Origin of the sequence: Nonomuraea sp. NPDC048882 (genome assembly GCF_040649755.1) — a bacterium.
Lineage (GTDB): Bacteria > Actinomycetota > Actinomycetes > Streptosporangiales > Streptosporangiaceae > Nonomuraea > Nonomuraea maheshkhaliensis.
The window spans coordinates 39,248-62,752 of sequence record NZ_JBEZGB010000035.1; the positions used below are offsets into that span (position 1 = coordinate 39,248).

Below are 23,505 nucleotides of genomic sequence, written 5' to 3' on the forward strand. Positions count from 1 at the left end.
CACCCGGCTACGGAGCGCCGGTCTGTCCTTTGCCCATCTTGCGGACGGCGTCCATCTTGCGGACGGCGAGCAGGGACAGCGCGGCGACGGCACCGCCGATGACGAAGCCGGCGACGAAGGCCGATTCGGCCGGGACGGCCGACCCTGAAGGGGTCGCGGCGGTGAGGAAGGCGCCGCCGATCTGCGCGCCCGCGGCGAAGGCGACCACCCGGATGACGAGGACCAGGCTGGTGGCGGTGCCGGTGTCGCGATGGTCGACGGTGGTCGCGGTCTTGACGACCACCGCCGTGACGCAGACGCCGCTGGCCAGGGCGACCAGCACCTTGCCGACGACGAGGTGCCAGATCGCGCCGTGCAGGAACGCCAGGGCGAGCAGCGCGGCCGTCATGCCGACGACTCCGGCGGTGACCGCGGCGCGCGGGCCGAACCGCCGTGCCGCGATCCCGGCGACCGGCCCGCTGACCGCCGCCGCGACGGCGCCGGGCAGCAGGTAGAACCCGATGTCGGTGGCGCTGGCCGCGAATCCGTAGCCGTCGGCGCTCACCGCGAACAGTTGCGGAACGAGATACATCGACAGCGAGGTGCCCAGGCAGACGGCGAAGGTGATCGCGTACGAGCTCCAGATCGCCGGCCGCGCGAGCAGGTGGAGATCGACCATCGGCGCGGCGGACCGGCGTTCGACCCGGATCCATCCGGCCACGAGGGCGGCCAGGAGCAGGACGAGGGCGCCGAGTTCGAGGGGCTGAGCGCCGGCCTCGGGCACGATCGCGAGCACGACCATGAGCGTCAGCAGGATGCCGCTCAGGAGCACCAGGCCCGGCCAGTCGATCCTGGCGTCCGACCGGACCGGCGGGTCGTCCGGCATGAGCCGGTGGACGAGCAGGGTCGCCACGGCGATGGCGATGGTCGGTATCGCGAACATCCAGTGCCGCGACAGCCCTTCCGCGATGGGTCCGGCGATGAGGGTGCCCAGCATGCCGCCGCCCACGAACAGCCCGCTGACCACCCCGATGGCCACCTGGGAGTCCCCCTGCGGCAGGTGCTTGCGTACCAGGATGAACGACAGGGGCAGCGCGCCCACCATCGCGCCCTGCAGCACCTGGCCGAGCAGCAGCACCGGCAGGTTCGGCGCCAGCGCGGAGACCAGGCCGCCGGCCAGCACCACCGCCATCAGCCGGATCATGACCCGTTTCCCGCCGTACCGGTCACCGAGATTGCCGGTGACGGGCAGGAGGAGCGCGCCGGTGATGAGCAGCGCGATGCTGAGCAGCGCCCCTTGGGCGGGGCTCAGCGACAGTTCGCGTTGCAGCAGCGGGAGCGTCGGTGACACCACCGACTCCAGGGCCCCGGTGGCGGTGGCCAGCAGGCCGAGCGCCGCGACGGCGGCCTTTCCGACGCCGACCGGGGGAGCTTGGGCAGTGCTCATGAAAGTCCTTTCCTCGTTGCCGACGAGTAAGGCGAGTGGAGACGCGTGGAGACGCGTGGGCGTTGTGGAACGCCTCACGGACATGCCGGACGGAACCGGCGGCCCATCATGGGCGCGGGCACCGCCGGTGCGGTGTTCTGCAGGTGATCTTTACCGCCACGGACGGGTGGCGGCCGTTCTCATCGCACGTGGTGGGCGGCGTGATGGGCGGCGAGGACGTCGCCGCCGAAGTCGGTCTCCGGGTCCCGCCACACCGCGTGGGCGTGGTTGCCGCCGCGCTGGACGTTGGTCCACTCGACCAGCAGCCGCGGCCCCTGGAGACGGTAGTAGTGCGGCTCCCCCGCCGTGGTGGAGCCGGCCCAGGCGAGGTACACGGCGTCCAGCGCCGCCGGTTCGTCGTAGCGGGGCAGCGGGGACACCCCGTCGGGGACGCGGTCGAGGTAGGTGCCGAGCAGGGCGCGCAGCACCTCGCGCTGCGTGGCGTCGAGCTCGGCGCCGGGCACGCCCTTGGGCGACGGGATGAGGGCCAGCGCCTGCCGGTCCGCGTCCGGGAGGCCGGTGGCGGTCTGCTCGGCGCGGTCCGGGGTGTACGGGCCGGGGCGCCAGAGCTCGCTGCGCCGTACCACGCGGTCGTCGATCCGGGCGGTGTTGCCCGACACGATGTCGTCAGGAGCGCGCGGAAGCAGCACCGCGCGGCCGGCGAGCTCAGGGCCCAGGGAACGGACCAGCTCGCGGGCCAGGTCCTCGGCCGCCCCGAGCGGGCGCAGCGTCGCGCCGCCCAGCAGCGGCGACGCCGCCGGGTCCGCGCCCAGGAAGCACGGCGTCGTGGCGGCGACGCGCCCGTCCGCCACGAGGTAGTTGAGGGAGACGTGGTGGCCGCCGAAGCGCCACCCCCACGGCCGCGAGCCGCCGGGCTCGCCGAAGACACGCAGGTAGTACATGCCGGGGTCGCGGGTACGTTCCCGTCCCCAGTTCACCGAGAAGCCCTCGACGCGGTCGAGCACGTTCTCCAGGCCGAGCACGGTGGCGACGGTGTTGTAGCCGGCCTCGGACAGACCGCTCGCGACCAGCCGCATCACCAGGCGGTGCTGGGCGGGGCGCTGCTGGTGGAAGGTGAGTCCGCCGTGGTCGGTGGGCGTGTAGAACCAGCGGGTACGTTCTCCCTCGCCGCCCTCGCCACTGCCCGGCGGCGGGCCGACCGCCACTGGGCGCTGGTCGTCGTCCAGGGAGTCCAGCCACGTCAGGGCCGCCTCGGCCATCCGGTTGGCGACCTCGCGGCCGGTGTCGATCACTGCTGCCTCCGCTGATCACGGGCCGGCCTGGACGCCTGCGAGGCCGCAGGGCGACCCGACCCGTGCGACATACCGGTACATCCCCGCCGTATGTCATCTCTCAACGGATACTCCGAGGAAATCGCGGATGTAGCCGGCGATCGGCTCCGCGAACTCCATCGCGATCGCATGGCGGCCGTTCTCGATCGCACGCAGCCGGGCGTCCGGGATCCGCTCCTCCATCAGGAGGGCGCCGGAGTAGGGCGCCAGCAGGTCCGCCGTGCCGTGCACGATCAGGGCGGGTGCGGTGATCTCGCCCAGACGGTCCCGGACCTCGTGACGGCGGGCGGCGTCGTGACGGCGGCCGGCCTTGCCCTGATCACGGTACGCCAGCGTCTGGGCGGCCCGGTTGTGCAGCTCGGCCTGGCCTTCGGGGGTGACGAAGAAGTCCTTGACCGCCTGCTGCCGGTCGTCGTGCGACATGTCGAACAGCTCCCCGACCTGCTGCGGGCAGAGCGCGAAGCTCGGCGTGGTCGCGATCAGGACCAGGGACGCGACCCGATCGGGATGCCTGAGTGCCGTGTGCTGCACGACGGCCCCGCCGAAGGAGGTGCCCAGCAGGTGCGCGCGCTCCAGCCCCAGCGCGTCCAACAGGTCGGCGAGGTCGTCGGCGAGGTCGCCCAGCGAGTACGGGACCGGCGGGTTCACGGTGATCCCGGAATCGCGCTGGTCGTAGGAGATCGCCCGGATCCCCGGGCCGAGGTACGAGCGGAGCGTGGCGTACTGGGTGCGGTCGCTCTCACCGCCGTGCACGAGCACGAGCGGCACCCCGCCGCCACCGTCGTCGATGACGCCGACGTCGAGCTCACCCGCCCGTACGGTCTCGGCCGATCCTTCGGGGTCGTGCTCTGCCTGACGCATGGCCACTGCTGGCCCCCTTATTCGGATAGCTCTATGAATTGAGAAGACCGTATCACTTTGTTACGCCATTGGGGAGACCTGGATCACAGAGCCAGGGACGTGCTCTCCGATCGCCGCACCCACGGACTCGACGGCTCCGGCCCATGACCACGAGCCCGGTTCCCGGCGGCGAAGGAGGGCGATCAGCCCGCCCGCGCCCACCCGCGCAAGGCGCCCCGGTACGCCTCGGTCAGCCGGATGACGACCTCCCTGCGCGACAGGTCGGTCTCCTCCAGCAGGTCCTGGATCTCCCGGGGGTCGTACATGATGTTGTTCAGGAACAGGGCGTATTCCAGCATCTCGGCCGGCAGGCCGAGGTCGGCGAGCAGTTCCCGCACCGGCCCTGACCAGGCGTCCCGCATCGCGACGATGATCTCGTTCGCGTCGTGCAGCCGCTTCAGGTATCCCTGCCGCGACCGCAGCTGCACCAGCGCAGGGCCGTGCTCGGCGAGCAGGTCCACCCACTTGTCCACCACCGAGTCGAACAGCGGCTGCCCTTCCGCCGTCGACGCCGCGCTGAAGTCGCGCAGTTCTTCGACGACGCTGAGGACATAGGCCGCGAGCGCGTCGTCCACGGTGGAGTAGTAGCGGTAGGCGGTGGCCGGGCCGATCTCCGCGCGGGACGCGACGGCCTGCATGGTGAGCTCGTCGGGCGCCTCCCTGGCCAGCTCGCCGACGGCCTCCAGGAGGCGCCGGCGGTTGCGCCGGGTGTCGCTACGCAAGCTTGCCCCCAGTCACCCGAATCCTTCGCCCTCATGGACGCGCAGGCGCAGGATATCCCTCATCGCCGAAGTACCGCACGATGCGGGCCAGCCCGGTCCGCAGGTCGTCCTCGGAGGCGGCGAACGAGATCCGCACGTGCCCCTCACCCGAAGGCCCGTACTCGGCACCGGCCCTGACCAGCACCTTCCGCTCGGCGAGTTCCCTGACGACCACGTCGGAGGGCAGGCCGGCGTCGTAACGGAGGAACCCGTAGAACGCCCCCTCCGGCGGCACCAGCCACAGCCCGGGAACCCCGGTCAGGTGCGCGACCACCAGCTCGCGCCGCCGCCGGTACGTCTCGGCCATGGCGCCGACGACGCCGTCCGGCAGGTCGAGGGCGGCGAGCGCCGCGTGCTGGGCCGCCGTGTTCAGCGAGCCGTTGCTCGTCCGGTGCGCGTGAGCGGCCGCGTCGACCACCTCGCGCGGCCCGGCCAGGTACCCCACCCGCCAGCCGGTCATCGCGTACGTCTTGGAGAACGTCTGCACGTACACCGTCCGGTCCCGCAGCGACTCGATCTCCAGCGCCGAGGTCATCACGTGCCCCGGATAGACCAGCCGGTGGTACGCCTCGTCGCTGACGACCAGGACGTCCGAGCCGTCGAGGAGGTCCCCGAGGGCCTTGAGCTCCTGCTCGCGGTGGACGATCCCGGTCGGGTTCGACGGATTCGAGAAGATCATCATCGCCGCCCCTGGCAGCGCCGCGGCCAGGGCGTCGAGATCCCAGTGCAGGTCAGGGGCGAGCGGGACGTGGTCCACTGTGCCCCCGGCGAAGACGACCAGATCGGCGTACAGCGAGTAGGCCGGCTCGGGGATGACCACGCGGTCGCCGGGGCCGATCATCGCGAGCACGACGGCGGCCAGCGCCGCGGTGGCGCCGTGGGTGACCACGACGTCGTCCGCGCTCCAGGTCCGTCCGGGACGCCCCGGCAACCTCGCGGCGAGCGCGGCGCGCAACTCCGGCAGGCCCTTCTGATCGGCGTAGTGCGTGTGCCCCGCACGCAGTGCGGCCGCGGCGGCCTCGACCACCGGCGGCGGCGTCGCAAAGTCCGGCTCGCCCATGGCGAGCGACACCGCTCCCGGCGGAGCCGGCGCCAGGGCCGGCCGCCGCGAACGGCGCCGCAGGTCGGCGATCCTGGGGGCGGTCATCGTGCCGCCCCCGCTGGTCCGGAACGCGCGGCGAGGATGCGCCGCCGCAGCGCCTCCTGCTTCTCGACGACCTCGCCGACCGCGGTCACGGCCTCCTTCACCCGGCTCCGGGGGACGACGACGACGCCGTCCGCGTCACCGACCAGCACATCACCCGCCTCCACCACCACCCCGCCGACCGCCACCGGGCCCCCGACGGCGCCCGGCCCGTCCTTGAACGGCCCGGCGGGGGTGATCGTGCGCGCGTAGACGGCCAGGCCCAGCTCGTTCAGCGCCCGTACGTCGCGGATGGCGCCGTCGACCACCGCACCGACGACCCCGGCGTTCACCATGATCTCGCCGATGAGGTCGCCGACCAGCGCCCGGGTCAGGTCCCCGTGCCCGTTGACGACCAGGACGTCACCCGGCCGCGCCTCGTCGAGCGCCCGGTGCACGGCCAGGTTGTCCCCGGACCGCACGTCCACCGTCAGTGCGGTTCCCAGGAGCCCGGCATGCCCGGTGAGCAGCCGGATGCCGCCGTCCATGACGGTCATCCGCCGCAGCGCGTCACCGACGTCGGCGGCCGGCACCTCTCCCAGCCGGCGAATCTCCTCCACCGGCACCCGATCCCAGGGCGGGACGATGGACACGCTGTCCGTGGGCGCGACAATGAACATGACGATTCTCCATTCTCAAATGAGATGGTCATCTCATATGAAGGGATCGTAACCCAGGAACCTCGAAGGGGCCAGGAGCAGAGCGCACGATCTGGGCCGAGCGGCCGCACGCGACAAGACCCGGCCACGTACCGCAAGATCAGTAACCTGGACCGCCGTGCCGCCCATCACGTCAGGAGCCACACCCCATGTACTTCATCCATCGCGATTGGGAAGCCGGGCCGCTGTGCAAGCGGGTCCGGCACGTGCCCGGCCGTACCGTCCTGGAGTGGTTCCGCGGCTTGTGGGAGCCGGACGGGCTCGACCGGGCGCACGCCGAGCTGGACGGCGCGCCGTACGAGCTGGAACGGCTGCGGGACTGCGGCGACACCCCTCCCGAGGACCTGGTCGAGTTGCGCCGCCGGATCCGGATGGAGTTATGGGCCGACCGCGAGCTGCACATCGACGCCCACAGCATCCGCATCAGCAGCATGGGCGCGTTTCTGGAGGAGGCGTTCTACTTCGTCGACGACGAGCGCGTCGCCGGGCGGCCGGATCGCTGGGCCTACCCCGTCCACGCCGCCTGGCCGCTGCCCGACGCCGCCGCTCCCGGCCCCGAGCCGTTCGTCGCGCCCTTTCCCTGCGAAGAGCTCGCCCCCGCGGCCGCCGGTGACGTCGGCGCCACCTACTTGTTGTGCACCACGCTGCAGGCCAGGCACGACACCCTCGCCTGGGATCGGACGTACGTTCTGCCCGGTGTGCGACTGCCCCAGCTGGCCGCCGCGCTGCGGCGGCCGATCCAGAATCGCGACAACTGGCCCGAATTCCTCCTCCACCTCAGGGCACTGGTGGGCCCGGACGACGACGACATCGCGCCCGCCTTCGAACGCCTCAGCCGGTTCGCGGACGACGCCGGCGAGCTCCCCGAGCCGCATGACGAGGCGCACCGGGCGGCGCTGGAGCACCTGCGCACCGTCACTCCCGACGACGGCCGCCGGCCCGAGCGGACGCTCATCGAGGTCGGCGAGCACCTGGCGCAGCTGGCCCTGCACGCGGACGGCATCGGCCACCGGCCCTGGTACGTCTTCGACGACGTCTGGGCCGGCGCCCACCCCGACCTGGCCGCCTCGCTCATCCACTACGCCTACCACTGGGACCCCGGCTGCCCACGCAGGCACGGGTTTCTGATGCCCTGCCAGAACGAGGACTACCTGGACCTTCACCTGGACCACGCGAACCGGGTCCGCGACTACGAGCCCTACGACGAGCCGCTGGTGACCGCGCTGACCGGCGCACCCAGCGTCGCCGAGCTGCGCCGGAAGATCTTCCAGGACACCGGAACCGGCGAGCAGCGTCTCCTGCTCGTCCTCGACCAGGACCATCAGAGCAAGCTGTTCGGTGTCATCGGCGCCGTGCTGGGCCATCCGGCCCCCGACGCCTGCGAACTCCGCTACTTCCACCTGGTGGATTCCCGCCGCCACCCGAGGCTTTCCTCTCGGCTGATCAAGGCACTCTGCGTCGAGCTGCGGAAGGAGGGCTACAGCAACCTCGTCCTGAGCCAACCACCGACCGGGCTCTGCCCGAGGCGGTTGAAATCGGTCCTTAAAGATGGCACATCGTCAGTCGGCCGAGTGATCCCCTTGACCGATTTCCGCCTCCCCGACCACTATGCCTGGCGAGAGGAGCCGTACTTCCCCTGAAGCGGCGTCAGTCTGCGAAGACCTGCGTCCAGACGATCTTTCCGTCGGAGTCGTCGACGGCGCCGACCCCGATGACGGTGAACTTGCAGTTCATGATGGCGGCCTTGGTTCCGGCGTAGTTCATCCAGGACTGCACGGCCATGGCGGGGGTGCGCTGGCCTTTGCCGAGATTCTCCGACCAGCGGCTGCCGCGTTTGTAGCCGGCCGCCTTGATGCGGTCGATGTGGTCCAGGCCGTCGCTGGAGGTGTGCGAGAAGTAGCCGTGCTCCGCCATGTCGGCCGAGTGCGTGCGGGCGGCACGGTGGAGCTGGGGGTGGTGCTTGAGCGCCCGGCAGCCCTTCTTCTTCGCCCGCCGGGCGTTGACCAGCCGCACCACCATGTTCTCCCGCGCCGTCCCCACCCGGGCGGACGCGGGCACCGTACCGGCCTGCGCCGTGCTCACGGGCACGGCGAACGTGCCCAGGACGGCGGCGGTGACGGTGAGCGACGCGAGGGGACGGCGCATGGGGGCCTCCAGGTGCGGCGGACGTCGGACGGCCCCGCATTCTGGTGCGGCCCGTGGTGACGCGTCATCCTATTTGGAGTTGATCATCGTCCGCGACGGCCGGCGCTAGACACGCAGCACCCGAGGCCCGGCGGTGCCGTAGCGTTGGGCGGTGGAGCGGGAGAGTTGTTTGCCGGTGATGATGTACGTCAGCTGCTCGATGTCGGCGAACTTGGCGAAGCTGGCCACCCCGAACTTGGTGTGCTCGCACACCAGCACGGTCTGACGGGCCGCCTGCAGCGCCGCCGTCTTGGCCTGGGCCACGGCCGGATCGGGAGTGGTCAGCCCGCGCTCGAGCGACACGCCGTTGGTGCCCATGAAAGCCAGGTCTACGTTCAGCTCCGCGAGCATCGCGGTCGCCCACCGGTCGACGGTGCCCATGGTCTTCGGGCGGAGCCGGCCGCCGACCATGATGACGTCGTGGTCGGTCTGGCGGTTGAGTTCGGCGGCGATGGTCAGGGAGCGGGTCACGACGGTCATCCGCTGCAGCCGGCGCATCGGCCCGACCAGGTCCTCCGGCAGCGCTCCCTCGTCGAGGAAGACGGTGTCGACGTCGACCATCATGGCGATCGCGGCCTCGGCGATCATCAGCCGTTCCTCGGTCTTGGCCTTGCGCCGGTGCTCGACCGGGGTCTCGTAACGGCCGATGTCCGTGGGGTAGAAGACGCCGTACGAGCGGGCGATCAGGCGCTGCGCCTCAAGGGCCCGCAGGTCCCGGCGCAGCGTGGCGGGTGAGATCGAGAACAGATCGGCGATGTCGGAGACGACCGCGCGGCCCTCGCTCCTGACGTAGGTGAGGATCCGCTGCTGGCGGTCGAAGGCACGGCCGTGAAACGAGCTTGACACCTTGCGCACACCCTTGCACATCTGGACGAAACGTTCGCGCAATGGTCACAGATTTCGCCTCATATGAACAGATTCGAGCACGAGACCGCCAGTAAAGTCTGCACCTGTTCGACCTCGATGCGGATGGGTGGTAGCCCGTGAGCAGTGGAGCAAGCGATCTCGACTCGAGATCAGCCCTCTCCGACAGCGCCCGCCAAACGGCCGATGCCGGCGGAACAACGCCCGACGGGCGGCGCGCCGCGGCACGCCGCCGGCGGCGCGGGTATCTGCTGTTCGCCGCCTTCGCGCTGCCCAACCTGGCGTTGATCGCCGTGTTCTCGTACTGGCCGATCGTCGAGAACGTCTATCTGAGCTTCAGCACGTGGGACTTCATCTCGCCGCAGGCCGAGTGGGCCGGGCTGCTCAACTACCAGTCCCTGTTCAGCGGCTGGTCCTTCCCCGAAGTCCTGTTCCGCACGCTGGTGTGGGTGGTCGTCGTGGTGGTCGTGACGCTGGTGCTCGGCCTGGCGCTGGCGATGTTGTTCGCGCAGCGCCTACGGGGCGCGAACGCGGTGCAGACGCTCGCCTTCGCCCCGCACGTGCTGTCCGGGGCGGCGATCGCGACCATCTGGCTGTTCATCTTCGATCCCAACATCGGCCTCAGCCGGTTGGCGTTCGAGGCGTTCGGAGCCACGTCGCCGGCCTGGACGACCGACGACTCCTGGGCGTTGTGGGCGCTGATCATCGTCTCCATCTGGAAGGGGCTCGGCTTCGTCGCGATCGTCTACCTGGTGGGCATCCAGCAGATCCCGTCCCAGGTGCTGGAGGCGGCCAGGATCGACGGTGCGGGACGGTGGACGCAGTTCCGCCGGATGATCTTCCCGCTGCTCTCCCCCACCACGTTCTTCCTGGTGATCACCCAGACGATCTCGGCCTTCCAGTCCTTCGACGTGATCGCCATGATGACCGGTGGCGGGCCCGCCCGCTCCACCACCACGTTGAGCTGGTTCATCTATGACGAAGCGTTCAACCGCGGCAACGTCGGCGTCTCCAGCGCGGCTTCCATGATCATGTTCGTGGTGCTGATGGCGATCACCGTGCTGCAGTTCCGGTTCGTCGAGCGGAGGGTTCACTACTGATGACGGTCATGCCGACCGCTGCGGCGACCGAGCCCGCCGCGCGGAAGCCCGATTCCCGCCGTACGCGCTGGTGGGGCGTGCTCGCCCTGGTGCTCACGGCCCTGGTCTTCCTGGTCCCGCTCTATCTCTTCGTCAGTACGGCGTTCAAGACCAACGCCGACATCAACAGCTGGCCGATGCGGGTGATCCCGGGGTCGCTGACCCTGGAGAACTTCGTCAACGCCTGGACGCTGGCCCCGTTCGACCAGTTCCTGATCAACTCGGTCGTGGTGGCGGCGATCGGGACGGCGCTCAAGGTGGTGCTGGCCATCTCCACCGCCTACGCCTTCGCCTTCCTGCCGTTCCCCGGCAAGCGTTACCTGTTCATCTTCATGCTCGGCGCGCTGATGGTCCCCGGGCACGTGACGCTGCTGGTGAACTACATCACCATCGGCCAGATGAACCTGCTGAACACCTACGCCGGCCTGATCCTGCCGGGCGTGGCGTCGGCGTTCGGCACCTTCCTGCTGCACCAGTTCTTCCGGTCGCTCCCGTACGAGGTGCTGGAGGCGGCGCAGCTGGACGGCTCGGGGCACCTGCGCACGATCTTCTCGATCATCATGCCGATGTCCCGGCCGGCGATCATCACGGTCGGGCTGATCGCGCTGATCGACGAGTGGAACGGCTTCGTCTGGCCCCTGATCGTGACGAACTCGGTCAACATGCGGACGTTGCCGATCGGCCTGCTCTACCTCAAGGAGAACGACGGCATCAACGACTGGGGCGCGCTGATGGCCGGCACCCTGTTCGTCGTCCTGCCGGTGCTGATCGTCTTCCTGCTGGCACAGCGCTACATCGTGGCCGGCCTGGCCGGCAGCGCGGTCCGACGGTGACGGATCTCATGACCACCATGTGCCGGCGATCCGGTTCGTTCAGAGAGGACCCAGCGTGACGGGGACGAGTTTCAGCCGGCGCCGGCTCCTGACCGGCGCCACCGGGGCCCTGGCCGGCCTGGCCCTGAGCGGCTGCGTCGGCCGGATGGAAGGCGACTACGCCCAGGTGAGCGGGCTGGTGCCGGATCAGTTCCGCCGCCGCCAGCGGGTCGTGCTGTGGAGCGCGTTCACCGCGCACAACGCCGAGGTGCTGCAGACGATCATCGACGGGTTCAACCAGTCGCAGCAGGACATCTACTGCGAGATCCAGCTGTTCCCGGGCTATCCCGCGCTCGACTCGAAGCTGGCCGCCAGCTTCGCCGTAGGGCAGGTTCCCGACCTCGTCACGCTCAGCGACGTGAACTGGAACCGCTACTTCCTCGCCGAGACGCTGGAACCGCTGAGCGGCTACTTCGACGCCGGCTTCGGCCCCGACAAGTATCATCCGCGGTTCCTGGCCGAGGGCACCGTCAGGGACCAGGTCTACTGGCTGCCCTGGGCCCGTTCGACGCCCCTGTTCTACTACAACAAGGAGATCTTCGCCGGCGCCGGGCTGCCCGACCACGGGCCGAAGACGTTCACCGAGCTGCGGGAGTGGGGGCGCCAGCTCAAGGGCTTCAAGTACAACGGCTCGCCGGTCAAGATGCGCGGCTACACCGGCAAGGACGACTGGTACTTCCAGGGGTCGAGCTGGGCCTTCGGCGGCAGCTACTCCGAGGGCATGTCGACGCGGCTGGAGAGCGAGCAGACCGTCGCCTCTCTGGAGTTCGACCGGGCGTTCATCCACGACGACCAGATGGCCTACCTGGCCAACGACGTCAACGCCGACTTCGCGGCCGGCGTGACGGCGACCATCACCAACTCCACCGGCGCGCTGACCTCGCTGCTCAAGGCGGCCAAGTTCGAGTTCGGCGCGGCCTTCCTGCCCGAGCAGAACGCGACCGGCGTGCCGACAGGAGGCAGCGGGCTGGCGATCATGCGCAACTCGACCAGGACGCGCAAGCAGGCGACCTGGGAGCTGGTCAAGTACCTGGCCGAGACGGGCGCTCCCGAGTGGAGCCTCAACACCGGCTACCTCCCGGTGACGACCAGCTCGCTCAACTCGCCGAAGATCAAGGAACGCAACGCCGCGACGCCCGCGTACCAGGTGGCCCAGGATCAGCTGAGCCGCGCCCGCCAGGCGGACGTGATGCGCCGGTACGTGAACGAGACGATCTCCGAGATGCTGATCGTGCTGCAGAAGGTGTACGCCTCCAACGCCGACCCGCGTGAGGCGCTGCGCGAGGCGAACCGGACCCTCGCCCCGGCCGTCCAGCGGGTGCTGCCGAAGTACCAGCGGCTGGTGGCCTCCTGACCCCTCGACCTCTCGTGCCGCCGCTCCGCCGGCCGGCTCCCCCCACGAGACTCCACAAATCACAGCAGAGAGGAAGATCGTGGCATTTGCCATCGTCGGACATCGCGGCGCCATGGCCGAAGCACCCGAGAACACCATCGCGTCCTTCCGTGTGGCCGAAGAGGTCGGCGTGGACGAGCTGGAGACCGATGTCCGGATCAGCTCGGACGGGCAGCTCTTCATGCTGCACGACGCCACCTTGGACCGGACCGCGGCCGAGCCGGCCGGCCGGGAGCTGGGCCCCGTCGCGGAGCTGACCTGGTCGGAGATCAGCGCGGTCGACGTGGGCGGGGGTGAGCGGGTGCCCACGCTGGAGCAGATGTACGCGGCGACGACCCGCTTCGTCCAGCTGGAGATCAAGGACCTGGCCGCCATCGACGGCCTGACCGACTTCTTCCCCCGGCACCCCGGCTACGCCGAGCGGACGATTCTGACCGGCTTCTCGGTCGAGGCGATGGCCACCGTGGCGAAGAAGCTGCCGGAGATCCCGCGCGGCATCATCGTCTCCAAGTGGACCACCGCCGAGGCCCACCCGGGCGGTTACCGGCAGCTGATCGAGGACACCGGCTCCTCCCGGGTCCACAGCGGCGCGGAGGGACTGACCGCCGAGGTCGTCAAGCGGCTCCACGACGAGGGCGTGCCGGTGCACGGCTGGCCCACGCGCGACGCGGGCGACCTGCGGCGCTGGCTCGAACTCGGCGTGGACGGGACGACCAGCGACGATCCCCGTACGGCGCGGCGGTGGCTGGCCGAGGCGCTCCGTTGACGACGGAAACCGCCACCGCCCGCACCCTGGCGGCGGCGCTGTTCGACATGGACGGCACCCTCTTCGACAGCGAGCCCCTCTGGGACGTGAGCCTCGCCGGCTTCGCCGAGACACTCGGGGGCACACTGGCGGCCGAGACCCGCCGCCGGGTGGTCGGCAGCAACCTGCGCGACACCGCCCGGATCGTCCACGATTCTCTCGGTGTGGCGGCGGACGTCGAGGAGTCGGCCGCCTGGCTGCTGGAACGCACCCGGCAGCTGTTCGCCCTCGGGGTGCCGTGGCGGCCGGGCGCCCAGGCCGTGGTGCGGTCCGTACGCGAGCGCGGCATTCCCACCGCCCTGGTGACCTCAAGCCACCGGGTCCTGGTGGACGAGGTGCTGGCCCAGCTCGACCCCGGGATGTTCGACACCGTGGTCTGCGGCGACGAGGTGACCCGCCCGAAGCCCGACCCGGAGTCCTATCTGACGGCGGCCGACCGGCTGGGCGTCGATCCGCGCGACTGCGTGGCACTGGAGGACTCCCGCCCCGGCATCACGTCGGCGCTGGCGGCGGGCTGCCTGGTGGTGGCCGTGCCGGAGGACGCCGCGGCACTGGCCGACGGTCACGGCGCGGTGGTGACTCCCCTGGAGACCGTCACCGTCGACCGGCTGATCTCGCTGCTGGCGGCCAGGATCGGCTGAACAGACGGAACATCGCGCGCCGGCCCCTCGAAAGGGGTCGGCGCGTTGTCGTGGAACGATCCATCGGTCGAGCGCTCCCCTTGAAGAACTTGAACGGCCTTGACGCTATTTAGAGACTGGGTATCGTATTGCGAAACTGGGACGTCGCGGCGAGGGGAGCAACTGTGACCGTGACAGGGCACGGGCAGCTCGGATCGTGAGGATGTCCACCCCACCCGGGAGCGAACCGGCCTTCGTCGACAGCGCGACGGAACTGGGCAGCGAACACCGCGCCGCCGTCGTGGTCGTCGGCTCCCACGGCGGGCTCTACCCGGCCCGGCTCGCGGCCCGGGCCGGCGTCCGGGCGATCGTGTTCAACGACGCCGGTGTCGGCCTCGACCGGGCGGGAGTGGCCGGCCTGGACTACCTCGAAGCGCTCGGGGTGCCGGCCGCGGCCGTGAGCCACGTGACGGCCCGCATCGGGGATGGAGGCGACGCCCTGCGGCACGGCCGCATCTCGTACGCCAACGCGCCCGCACGGACGCTGGGATGCGCGCCCGGCCTGCCCTGCGGGGAAGCGGCGCGCGCCCTCGCCCGGGCGAGCGCCCCGGCGGCGCGGCCCCCGCGGGTGGAGGAGAGCCGGCACCTGCTGCGTGACGGGCGGCCGCGCGTCTGGGCCCTCGACTCCGCCTCGCTGGCCGGCCCGGGAGACGAAGGGGATGTGCTGGTCACGGGGTCGCACGGCGGTCTGCTGGGCGGGACGCCGAGCACCGCGCTCCGCGTCGCCGCATCCGCCGCCGTCTTCAACGACGCCGGGATCGGCAGGGACGGTGCCGGGCTGGGCCGGCTGCCGGTGCTGGACACGCGCGGGATAGCGGCGGTCACGGTGTCGGCCGCGTCCGCGCGGGTGGGCGACGGGCGCTCCACCTACCACGACGGCGTGCTCTCGGCCGGGAACGAGACCGCGGCCCGCCTCGGAGCCCGCGTGGGCATGTCCACACCCGAGTTCGTCGGCCTCGTACTGAAAGCGACCTCGTACTGAGAACGGCCTCGCACTGACATCGCACGACGATCGACCGGATCGGGACAGGAAGGTGCAATGACGGACTCCAGCACGCACGGCGAGGATCCAGGACGGCCCGTCTCCGGCGGGCGGGCCCTGGCGGAGATGCTCCGGATCTGCGGCGCGGGCCCCATGTTCGGCATGGCCGGTTTCCAGCTGCTGCCGTTCTACGAGGGCGTCCGCGCCCTGGGGATGGAGCACATCCTGGTGAACGACGAGCGGACCGGGGCCTTCGCGGCCGACGCCTACGCCCGGCTGACCGGCCGGCCGGGAATCTGCGACGGCACGCTCGGGCCCGGCGCCACGAACCTGGTCACGGCCCTGGTGGAGTCGCTGAACGCGGGCGTCCCGGTGATCGCCCTGACCGGCGACACCCATCGGGGACACTCCTGGCGCAACATGACGCAGGAGGCCAGGCAGGTGGAGATCCTGCGCCCGGCCGTCAAGGAACTGATCCGAGTCGAGGCCGTCGAGCGCATCCCCGAGGTGGTCCGGCGGGCGTACACGGTGGCCACGTCGGGACGCCCCGGCCCCGTGGTGATCGACGTGCCGGAGGACGTCGCGCACGCCGAGCACGCCTTCGCGGCGAGCGACCTCCACGCCGACCGCGCGACCGCCCGCGTGCCGGCCCGGCGGACCCGGCCGGACGCGTCCGACGTGGAACGCGCGGCGGAGTCGCTGGCGGGGGCCCGGCGCCCGCTCATCCTGGCGGGCGGCGGCGTGCACCTGTCGGGCGCCCATGACGCCCTGCTGCGCCTGGCGGAGGGCGCGGGCATCCCGGTGGCGCACACGCTGAGCGGCAAAGGCGCGATCCCGTGCGGGCACGAGTTGTCCGCCGGCCTGTTCGGGCGGTTCAGCAGGTACGCCAACGAGCTCATCGAGTCCTCCGACTGCCTGCTGGTCGTCGGCTGCAAGCTCGGTGAGATCGCCACCAGGCGCTACACCCTGCCCGTGCCGGGCACGCCGGTGATCCACCTCGACATCGTGGCGGAGGAGATCGGCCGCTGGGCACGTACCTCTATCGGGCTCTGGGGGGACGCCCGCGCCGGGCTGTCGGACCTCGCGACCGCACTGGAGCCCGCACTGGAGCCCGCACTGGAGTCCGGCGCGCCGTCCGACGGCCGGGCGGCGTACCTGCTGGAGGTGCGGCGACGCCGCGCCGCGTGGTCGCGCGACGCGCGGGCCCGCTACGAGAGCGACGAGGTGCCGATCGACATGGGACGGCTGATCGGCGAGCTCAACCGGACCATGCCCGAGGACGGGGTGCTGGTCGCCGACGGCGGCTTCGCCAGCCACTGGGCCGGGCTCCTGTACGACACCAAGCGGGCGGGCCGGGGGTTCGTGGCCGACCGCGGCTTCGCCTCCATCGGGTACGGCCTGCCGGGAGCGATCGGCGCCGCCCTGGCCGTCCGCGGCACCGGAGCCCCGGTCGTGAGCATCACCGGCGACAGCGGGCTCAACATGACCGTCGGCGACCTGGAGACCGCCCGCCGCGCCGGCGTCGCCTTCACGCTCGTGGTCGTCAACAACGCCGCCTCCGGATACGTCAAGGCGCTCCAGCACGCCGTCTACGGCGCGGGCAACTACCAGTCCGCCGACCTGGTCGAGACGGACTACGCGGAGCTCGCCGGGAGCTTCGGCTGCCACGGGCACCGGGTCGAGCACCCGGAGGAACTGCGGCCGGCGTTGCGGAAGGCGATGGCGGCCCGCGACGCACCGAGCGTGGTCGACGTCGTGGTGACCCGCGACCCGGGCCGGATGCTGCCCGGCACGGACAATCGCACGCTCACGGTCCGCCCGGGCGACCGCCCGGCCTGACCGCCATGCACGCGAGGCAACGGAGAAGGCGAGGTGTGACATGAACGACGGCGAACGCATCGCCTATGTCGGCGGCGAGTTCGTGCCCGAGGCGAAGGCCGCGATCTCGATCCTGGACCACGCGGTGCTCTACGGCGACGGGGTCTTCGAGACCGTGATCGCCTGGCGGGGCCGGGTCTTCCGGCTGGACGAGCACGTGCGGCGCTTCCTGCGGTCGTGCGCGGCCGTCGCCCTGGACTGTCCCGTCTCCGGGGAGCGGCTGAAGAGCCTGGTCATGCTGACTGTACGCGAGAACGGGCTGGCCGACGCCTACGTCAAGTGGATCCTGACCCGCGGCTCGAACGGCACGCCGCTGATGGATCCCACCGGGTGCGTGCCGAACCTGATCATCATGGCGCGGCCGTACATCGACCGCTCGTCCAGGAGCGGGCTGCGGGTGAAGACCGTCGCGATCCGCAGGCCGCCGGGGCACGTCCTCGACCCGCACGTGAAGAGCCTGAACTACCTCAACCTCGTGATGGCGAAGATCGAGGCCAGGGCCGCCGGCGCCGACCAGGCGCTGATGCTGGACGTGCACGGCCGGTTGTGCGAGGCGCCGGGCTTCAACGTCTTCGTCGTCACGGACGGGGTGGTGCGGACGCCGCGGCACGACGTGCTGCGCGGCATCACCCGGGACACGGTCATGCGGCTGGCCGCGGAGTCGGGCCACCAGGTGCACGAGAGCGACCTTGAGCTGTACGACGCCTACACCGCCGACGAGGTGTTCCTCACCAGCACCGCGGGCGGTCTCGTCCCGGTGGTGGAGGTCGACGGGCGCACGATCGGCGGGGGCGGGCCCGGCCCCGTGGTGTCCGCGCTCCAGGACGCCTACCGTGCGGCGTTGTCGTCGGATCGCTGGAGCACCCCGCTCACCGGACGGTAGGGGCGGGCTGGTCGCCCGCGAGGCGGCGTACGCGCGACTCGGTGACCTTGCCGATCGCCTCGCGCAACCGCGCGTTGAGCGCCTCGGCCTCCTCGGTGAGCCAGGCGACGATGTCGGCGCGGCGGGCGGGCGACATGCGCTCGGTGATCGCGGCGACGCTGAGCGCCGCCACGGGCCGCCCGTCGTGTCCCAGCACCGGCACGCCGACGGCCCTCATCCCGGCCAGGATCAGCCGGTCGTTGAACGCGTATCCCAGCTCGCGGCTCTCCTCGACCGCGGCCATGATCGTCGCCGAGTCGAGCTTGCCGAAGTGCGGGTACTGCGGGGCGTTGGCCGCCACGATCGTGCGGATCTCGTCGTCGGGCAGCCCGGCCAGCATGGCCAGGTTGCCCGCGCCGACGCCGAGCGGACGGCGGTCGCCGACGTTGAGGCTGAGCGTCTTGATGGGGAACCCGCCGGTCACCCGGTCCACGCACACCGCCTCGTAGCCGCTGCGGATGGTGAGGTAGATCGTGTCGTGGGTGCGCTCGGCCAGGCGCAGCATGCACTCGCTGGCCAGGTCGGCCAGGCCGTAGCGGTTGGCGGCGGCCATGCCGAGCGAGAACAGGCGCAGCCCGAGGGAGAACCGGCTGGTGCGCTCGTCCTGCTCGACCAGCCCGACCTGGGCGAGGGTGCCGAGGATGCGGTGGGCGGTCGCCTTGCGCAGGCCGGTGTCGGCGGCGATGTCGATCAGGCGGCGGCCGTGGCCGTCTCCCGCGGCCACGGCCTCCAGGATCGCGGCGGCGCGCTCGATGCTCTGGATCGACTCCGAGTTTCGCTCCGGGCTCTGGATCGACTCCGAGTCTCGCTCCGGCGGATCCGTGTTCACGTGACCAGTCTGCCATTCTGATCCTGCGGCATGACCGTCATCGGCGGCCCCCTCACCCGCGTTCACTCACAGCACTTCCCTGACCGCGCCGCACGGCACCTCCCCGCTCGTGCTCACGCGACCTCCTTGATCGCCCGTTCCAGAGTCGTGGCCAGGAGGTCCAGCTCGTCATCGCCGGCGACCAGCGGCGGGCCCGCCATGACGACGTTCGACAGGCCCGCGGCGGTGTTGGCGTTCATGCCGACGATGACGCCGCGCTCCCTGCACGCCTCGACGACGCGCCGGGTGACGTCGGCGGCGACGGGCCTCCTGGACACGCGGTCCTCGACCAGCTCGACGCCGGCCAGCAGGCCGAGCCCGCGCACCTCGCCCACCTGGGGCAGGGCGAGCAGGGGTTTCAGCCGCTGCGGCAGCGAATTCGCGGCCGCCCGGGCGGGCAGGTCCTCGCCGTCCATGATGTCCATGGTGCGCAGCGCGACGGCGCAGGCCGCGGGGTGGCCGCCGAAGGTGTTGATGTGCCGCAGCCGGCCCGGCCCGGTGGCGGCGAAGCGTTCGTGGATCTCGCGGCGGACGGCCGTGACGGCGATCGGGAAGTAGCCGTTGGCGACGGCCTTGGCCATGGTGACGATGTCCGGCACGATCCCGGAGTGCTGGTGACCGAAGCGCCGGCCCGTACGGCCGAAGCCGCAGACGGCCTCGTCCACGATGAGCAGCGCGCCGGAGCGGGCGCAGATCGCGGCCACGGCGGCCAGGTAGCCGGCCGGCGGCACGATCACCCCGCCGCCGCTGATCACCGGCTCGGCGATGACGGCGGCCACGGTCTCCGGCAGCTCGAACCGCACCACCCGCTCCACCTCGCCCGCACAGCGCAGCGTGCAGCCACCCTCGCACAGATGACAGCGGTACGGATCCGGTGGTGCGACGTGCAGGAACCCGGCGGGCAGCGGCTCGTAGCCGAGCTTGCGCTGGTTCTGTCCCGTGGCGGCCAGCGCGCCGGGGGTCTGGCCGTGATAGGCGCGGTAACTGGAGACGATCTTCTGACGGTACGGCTCGCCGCACTGCTGGTGGTACTGGCGAGCGATCTTGAAGGCGACCTCGTTGGCCTCGGAGCCGGAATTGGAGAAGAAGAACACGTAGTCGCCGCCGAGCCACTCCCCCAGCCGGGCCGCCAGGCCCTGTGCGGGCAGGTGGGAGTCGGTCAGCGGATAGTACGGCAGCGTCCTGAGCTGGTCGCGGGCCGCGTCGGCCAGCTCGTCACGGCCGTAGCCGGCGTTCACGCACCACAGGCCCGACTTGGCGTCGAGGTAGCGCCGGCCGGTGTCGTCGGTGACCCAGCATCCCTCGCCCGACACCATGACGGTCCTGCGCGCCTGCGGGTCGTACCCGGACATCGGGTGCCAGACGCTCATCGCGGCACCTCCTGCGCCGCGGGCTCCTCCTCGGTGCCGGCCACGGCGGGCAGGCCCCACCAGCCGAACACCCGCGCGAGGACGAGCGTGACGACGCCGAACGCGACGCACGCGCCGGCCAGGCCCCAGGCGTATCCGGCGGTGACGACGATCGGCGCCGTGGTGATCAGGAGGATCTCCACCGGGCCGACGCCCAGGTAGGCGAGCCCGAAGTCTTCCAGGGTGCGGCTGCGGTTGCGCGGGTCCACGATGCGCAGCAGCGCGATGCCCGTGGCGACCGAGCCGGTCATCCAGCCCCAGGTGAAGATGGCGCGCTCGAACCAGCGCGTACGGAAGAACAGCGGCGTGACGTACCGCAGCAGCACCACGCAGTAGACCAGCCCGAACACCAGGAGCACGGCCAGCGGCACGGCGTTGTCGGCGATCACCCGCGGCACGATCGAGGTGATGGCGAAGGCGACCAGCAGGTCGGAGAACGTGCTGCTGAGGGTGGTGACCGTCTCCCGGTCCACGTGCTTGTCCGTACGGGTGAGCGTGATGACGCCCTGGAGCGCCAGCCCCGCGAGGAAGCCCAGCGCGAACACGGGGATGGAGATGTCCGGCCAGAGCTCGGTCAGGTACCGGCCGAGGAAGTATCCGGCGACGGCCGGGATGAGGATCAGCCCGAGGTGCAGCGTCAGCGACTCCAGCGAGTTCGACGACAGCGTGCCGGTGCCGATCGGGCGCCGCTCCGCCTCGGGCACCACGCCGGTCCGCAGCTCCTCGGGCAGCTGGTCGAAGCGGGTGAGTGAGCCGGCCGTGCCCTTGCGCGCGGCCCACTTGGTGATGATCAGCCCGCCCACGATGCAGACGACCACGCCCATGGTGGCGGCGGTGTAGCCGAGCGAGGTGGCGTCCTGCCAGCCGCGCGCCTCGAACGCCGACCCGGCCGCCGCCGCGGTGCCGAACCCGCCCGCCCAGCCCAGCGCGAGCAGCAGCCCGAACCCGTCGGGCACACCCCACAGCGGTCCCAGCAGGGCCAGCCCGAACGCCAGCCCGAGCCCCCACATGAACACCTCGCCCGCCTGCGAGTACGAGTAGAGCGCCCCGACGCGGGCCGCCATCCGGCGCCCGCCCCGCAGCGCGTGCCCGAGCGGGACTGCGCTCATGATCAGCACGATGAGCACGCCGGGGTACTGCCCGATCGCTTCGGAGAACGGCAGCACGTCCAGGGCGTTGGGGCCGAGCAGCAGCCCGACCAGGCCGGCCGTGATGCTGGCCGGCAGGAACAGCACCTGGAACAGGCGCACCTTGGCACGCAGGATCTGGGCGAGGACGAGCAGGGTGCAGATGATGCCGAGATCGCAGACCAAGGACCAGACGGTCAACTCCACGCCTCCTCCTTTCCTGGGAGGTGAGTACCGCGATGCGGGATTTGGTTTCGATAATGCCTCCGCTGTGGTGTCTTGTCGAGGTCGTTCCGCGATCCCGCTCGACCTGCCGGCACGCCAGGCCGCCCCTGTCCGTTCGGCCGGCGGCTGAATTGGCGGCAATCACCATAATGAGGACTAAGCTGGTAAACAGGCAGGTTAGCTACCGGAGCCCGACGAGTTCGCTCACGCAGCGTCATGCGCGGGCCACACGTCGGCGGGCTCAGTACGCCGGACGATGTCGAGCGGTGATCACACCGCCCGTTCCGTGGAACGTGTCAAACGACCTGGGGACACACGGCCGGCGCGACGGCCGGCACCGACTCCCCGCTGAACGAGCACGGCTCGGAACCGGGCTCGTGCGCCCCGCCGGCAAGGCGCTCCGCTGACAGTGGCCGACCACGTCCACGCCCCTGGAACTCCTGACGGTGCCCTGATGTGGACCATCGTCGACCAGAAACGATCCAGGCCACGCCCGTCTGGCATATTCCGCCCCGCCAGGAGGCTCGAGATGTTCGAGAAGTTCACCGACCAAGCGCGGCGTTCCGTCGTCCTGGCGCAGGAGGAGGCCAGGACGCTCAACCACAATTTCATCGGCACCGAGCACATCCTGCTCGGCTTGATCCATGAAGGGAAAGGCGTGGCCGCCAAGGCTCTGGAGAGCCTGGGCGTCAGCCTTGAGGGTGTGCGCCAGCAGGTCGAGGAGATCATCGGCCAGGGCCGGCCGACCGAGCCGGGACAGATTCCGTTCACCCTGCGGGCCAAGAAGGTCCTGGAGCTGTCGATCCGTGAGGCCGTGCAGCTGGGTCATGACTACATCGGCACCGAGCACATTCTGCTCGGGCTCATCGCCGAGGGCCAGGGCGTGGCCACTCAGGTGCTGATCAACCTTGAGGCCGACCCCGGGCGGATCCGGACCTGGATCCTGCGCTCCCTTTCCGGCCGCGAGGGCGGCCGGCCGGATGCGCCCATCGCCTTTTCCGAGTCGAGCCGGCCCTCCTCCGGAGCACTCGATCAGTTCGGTCGCAACCTGACCCAGGCCGCCCGCGACGGCAGGCTGGATCCGGTCATCGGCCGTGAGAAGGAGATCGAGCGGGTCATGCAGGTCCTGTCCAGGAGGACCAAGAACAACCCCGTTCTCATGGGCGAGCCCGGCGTCGGCAAGACCGCCGTCGTCGAGGGCCTGTCGCAGCGGATCGTCAGGGGCGAGGTGCCCGAGACGCTGACGGACAAGCAGCTCTACACGCTTGACCTCGGTGCTCTGGTGGCCGGCTCGCGTTACCGCGGTGACTTCGAAGAGCGCCTGAAGAAGGTGCTCAAGGAGATCCGCACGCGCGGCGACATCATCCTGTTCATCGACGAGCTGCACACGCTCGTGGGTGCGGGCGCCGCCGAGGGCTCGATCGACGCCGCCAGCATCCTCAAGCCGATGCTGGCCCGCGGCGAGCTGCAGACGATCGGCGCCACCACGCTCGACGAATACCGCAAGCACTTCGAGAAGGACGCCGCCCTCGCCCGCCGCTTCCAACCGGTTCTCGTCGCCGAGCCCTCGCTCAGCCACACGATCGAGATGCTCAAGGGTCTGCGTGAGCGCTACGAGACACATCACGCCGTCTCGATCACCGACGACGCGCTGATCGCCGCCGCGCAGCTGGCCGACCGCTACGTCAGCGACCGTTACCTTCCCGACAAGGCGATCGATCTCATCGACGAGGCGGGAGCGCGGCTGCGCATCCACCGGATGACCGCGCCGGCCGGCTCGTACGCCGAAGACGTCGTGACCGAGGAGCTCATCGCCGAGGTTCTGGCGACCGCCACCGGCATCCCGGTCTTCAAGCTGACCGAGGAGGAGTCGCAGCGCCTGCTCCGCATGGAGGAC

General features: G+C 70.8%; 21 protein-coding genes. 10 read left to right on the forward strand and 11 right to left on the reverse strand.

Features of this window, described 5'->3' with window-relative positions:
- Window positions 1-7: 7 nt before the first annotated feature.
- The 6 genes from AB0C27_RS54600 to AB0C27_RS54625 all read right to left on the reverse strand — a co-directional run bounded on the left by AB0C27_RS54600 (window position 8) and on the right by AB0C27_RS54625 (window position 6,221).
- Window positions 8-1,426: an MFS transporter gene (locus AB0C27_RS54600; protein WP_357862912.1), complete on the reverse strand. Its 1,419-nt coding sequence runs from the start codon at window positions 1,424-1,426 to the stop codon at window positions 8-10.
- 179 nt (window positions 1,427-1,605) lie between these two features.
- Entirely contained in the window at window positions 1,606-2,718 is a 1,113-nt protein-coding gene (locus tag AB0C27_RS54605; RefSeq protein ID WP_357862914.1) for a DUF3500 domain-containing protein, read from the reverse strand.
- A gap of 93 nt (window positions 2,719-2,811) precedes the next feature.
- Window positions 2,812-3,618, reverse strand: a complete 807-nt coding sequence (locus tag AB0C27_RS54610) for an alpha/beta hydrolase (RefSeq protein ID WP_357862916.1) — start codon at window positions 3,616-3,618, stop codon at window positions 2,812-2,814.
- Between the two features lie 182 nt (window positions 3,619-3,800).
- On the reverse strand, window positions 3,801-4,379 hold the full coding sequence (locus AB0C27_RS54615; RefSeq protein WP_357862918.1) for a hypothetical protein: 579 nt from the start codon (window positions 4,377-4,379) through the stop codon (window positions 3,801-3,803).
- 31 nt (window positions 4,380-4,410) lie between these two features.
- Window positions 4,411-5,565, reverse strand: coding sequence for a pyridoxal phosphate-dependent aminotransferase (locus tag AB0C27_RS54620; protein ID WP_357862920.1), 1,155 nt, complete (start codon window positions 5,563-5,565; stop codon window positions 4,411-4,413).
- The gene (locus AB0C27_RS54625) at window positions 5,562-6,221 is read right to left on the reverse strand and encodes a methyltransferase (protein ID WP_357862922.1); all 660 of its coding nucleotides are present in this window, start codon (window positions 6,219-6,221) and stop codon (window positions 5,562-5,564) included. The genes AB0C27_RS54620 and AB0C27_RS54625 overlap by 4 nt, the downstream gene beginning before the upstream one ends.
- A 188-nt stretch (window positions 6,222-6,409) precedes the next feature.
- Here AB0C27_RS54625 and AB0C27_RS54630 point away from each other — a divergent pair, with 188 nt between their 5' ends.
- A complete protein-coding gene (locus AB0C27_RS54630) occupies window positions 6,410-7,900 on the forward strand; it encodes a hypothetical protein (RefSeq protein ID WP_357862924.1) in 1,491 nt (496 codons plus the stop codon).
- Between the two features lie 7 nt (window positions 7,901-7,907).
- On the opposite strand, the gene AB0C27_RS54635 is transcribed toward AB0C27_RS54630, so the two are convergent.
- Together AB0C27_RS54635 and AB0C27_RS54640 are read right to left on the reverse strand one after the other, a co-directional pair.
- Window positions 7,908-8,405 carry a CAP domain-containing protein gene (locus tag AB0C27_RS54635; RefSeq protein WP_357862926.1) on the reverse strand — a complete coding sequence of 166 codons (498 nt, stop codon included), beginning with the start codon at window positions 8,403-8,405 and terminating at the stop codon, window positions 7,908-7,910.
- Between the two features lie 105 nt (window positions 8,406-8,510).
- The gene (locus AB0C27_RS54640; RefSeq protein WP_357862928.1) at window positions 8,511-9,290 is read right to left on the reverse strand and encodes a DeoR/GlpR family DNA-binding transcription regulator; all 780 of its coding nucleotides are present in this window, start codon (window positions 9,288-9,290) and stop codon (window positions 8,511-8,513) included.
- Window positions 9,291-9,427: 137 nt separating this feature from the next.
- Between AB0C27_RS54640 and AB0C27_RS54645 the strand changes: the two genes are divergently transcribed.
- From AB0C27_RS54645 to ilvE, 8 genes are all read left to right on the forward strand, one after another.
- Window positions 9,428-10,408 carry a sugar ABC transporter permease gene (locus tag AB0C27_RS54645; RefSeq protein ID WP_346106744.1) on the forward strand — a complete coding sequence of 327 codons (981 nt, stop codon included), beginning with the start codon at window positions 9,428-9,430 and terminating at the stop codon, window positions 10,406-10,408.
- Window positions 10,408-11,280 (forward strand): carbohydrate ABC transporter permease, encoded by an 873-nt coding sequence (locus tag AB0C27_RS54650; protein WP_357862930.1) that lies wholly within the window; start codon window positions 10,408-10,410, stop codon window positions 11,278-11,280. The genes AB0C27_RS54645 and AB0C27_RS54650 overlap by 1 nt, the downstream gene beginning before the upstream one ends.
- 55 nt (window positions 11,281-11,335) lie before the next feature.
- Window positions 11,336-12,673 (forward strand): ABC transporter substrate-binding protein, encoded by a 1,338-nt coding sequence (locus AB0C27_RS54655; RefSeq protein WP_357862932.1) that lies wholly within the window; start codon window positions 11,336-11,338, stop codon window positions 12,671-12,673.
- A gap of 79 nt (window positions 12,674-12,752) precedes the next feature.
- A complete protein-coding gene (locus AB0C27_RS54660) occupies window positions 12,753-13,478 on the forward strand; it encodes a glycerophosphodiester phosphodiesterase family protein (protein WP_357862934.1) in 726 nt (241 codons plus the stop codon).
- Window positions 13,475-14,158, forward strand: coding sequence for an HAD family phosphatase (locus tag AB0C27_RS54665; RefSeq protein ID WP_357862936.1), 684 nt, complete (start codon window positions 13,475-13,477; stop codon window positions 14,156-14,158). Before AB0C27_RS54660 ends, AB0C27_RS54665 begins: the two co-directional genes overlap by 4 nt.
- 202 nt (window positions 14,159-14,360) lie before the next feature.
- Window positions 14,361-15,179, forward strand: a complete 819-nt coding sequence (locus AB0C27_RS54670) for a hypothetical protein (protein WP_357862938.1) — start codon at window positions 14,361-14,363, stop codon at window positions 15,177-15,179.
- A 57-nt stretch (window positions 15,180-15,236) separates the two neighbouring features.
- The gene (locus tag AB0C27_RS54675) at window positions 15,237-17,018 is read left to right on the forward strand and encodes a thiamine pyrophosphate-binding protein (protein WP_357862940.1); all 1,782 of its coding nucleotides are present in this window, start codon (window positions 15,237-15,239) and stop codon (window positions 17,016-17,018) included.
- Window positions 17,019-17,058: 40 nt separating this feature from the next.
- Entirely contained in the window at window positions 17,059-17,940 is an 882-nt protein-coding gene (gene ilvE / locus AB0C27_RS54680; RefSeq protein ID WP_357862942.1) for a branched-chain-amino-acid transaminase, read from the forward strand.
- Here the strand turns inward: ilvE and AB0C27_RS54685 are convergent.
- The 3 genes from AB0C27_RS54685 to AB0C27_RS54695 form a co-directional block, all read right to left on the reverse strand.
- Window positions 17,927-18,808: an IclR family transcriptional regulator gene (locus AB0C27_RS54685; RefSeq protein ID WP_357862944.1), complete on the reverse strand. Its 882-nt coding sequence runs from the start codon at window positions 18,806-18,808 to the stop codon at window positions 17,927-17,929. The two genes, ilvE and AB0C27_RS54685, sit on opposite strands and share 14 nt — an antisense overlap.
- A 113-nt stretch (window positions 18,809-18,921) precedes the next feature.
- A complete protein-coding gene (locus AB0C27_RS54690; RefSeq protein WP_357862946.1) occupies window positions 18,922-20,217 on the reverse strand; it encodes an aminotransferase in 1,296 nt (431 codons plus the stop codon).
- Window positions 20,214-21,590, reverse strand: coding sequence for a sodium/glutamate symporter (locus tag AB0C27_RS54695; protein WP_357862947.1), 1,377 nt, complete (start codon window positions 21,588-21,590; stop codon window positions 20,214-20,216). The genes AB0C27_RS54690 and AB0C27_RS54695 overlap by 4 nt, the downstream gene beginning before the upstream one ends.
- A 547-nt stretch (window positions 21,591-22,137) precedes the next feature.
- Between AB0C27_RS54695 and AB0C27_RS54700 the strand changes: the two genes are divergently transcribed.
- Window positions 22,138-23,505, forward strand: a 1,368-nt coding sequence (locus tag AB0C27_RS54700) for a Clp protease N-terminal domain-containing protein (RefSeq protein ID WP_357862949.1), incomplete at its 3' end; no start/stop codon positions are given.

Coding starts and splice junctions, on each gene's coding strand:
- AB0C27_RS54600 (WP_357862912.1), bottom strand. CDS start 1,426: ATGAGCACTGCCCAAGCTCCCCCGGTCGGCGTCGGAAAGGCCGCCGTC.
- AB0C27_RS54610 (WP_357862916.1), bottom strand. CDS start 3,618: ATGCGTCAGGCAGAGCACGACCCCGAAGGATCGGCCGAGACCGTACGG.
- AB0C27_RS54620 (WP_357862920.1), bottom strand. CDS start 5,565: ATGACCGCCCCCAGGATCGCCGACCTGCGGCGCCGTTCGCGGCGGCCG.
- AB0C27_RS54625 (WP_357862922.1), bottom strand. CDS start 6,221: ATGTTCATTGTCGCGCCCACGGACAGCGTGTCCATCGTCCCGCCCTGG.
- AB0C27_RS54630 (WP_357862924.1), top strand. CDS start 6,410: ATGTACTTCATCCATCGCGATTGGGAAGCCGGGCCGCTGTGCAAGCGG.
- AB0C27_RS54635 (WP_357862926.1), bottom strand. CDS start 8,405: ATGCGCCGTCCCCTCGCGTCGCTCACCGTCACCGCCGCCGTCCTGGGC.
- AB0C27_RS54650 (WP_357862930.1), top strand. CDS start 10,408: ATGACGGTCATGCCGACCGCTGCGGCGACCGAGCCCGCCGCGCGGAAG.
- AB0C27_RS54670 (WP_357862938.1), top strand. CDS start 14,361: ATGTCCACCCCACCCGGGAGCGAACCGGCCTTCGTCGACAGCGCGACG.
- AB0C27_RS54675 (WP_357862940.1), top strand. CDS start 15,237: ATGACGGACTCCAGCACGCACGGCGAGGATCCAGGACGGCCCGTCTCC.
- ilvE (WP_357862942.1), top strand. CDS start 17,059: ATGAACGACGGCGAACGCATCGCCTATGTCGGCGGCGAGTTCGTGCCC.
- AB0C27_RS54690 (WP_357862946.1), bottom strand. CDS start 20,217: ATGAGCGTCTGGCACCCGATGTCCGGGTACGACCCGCAGGCGCGCAGG.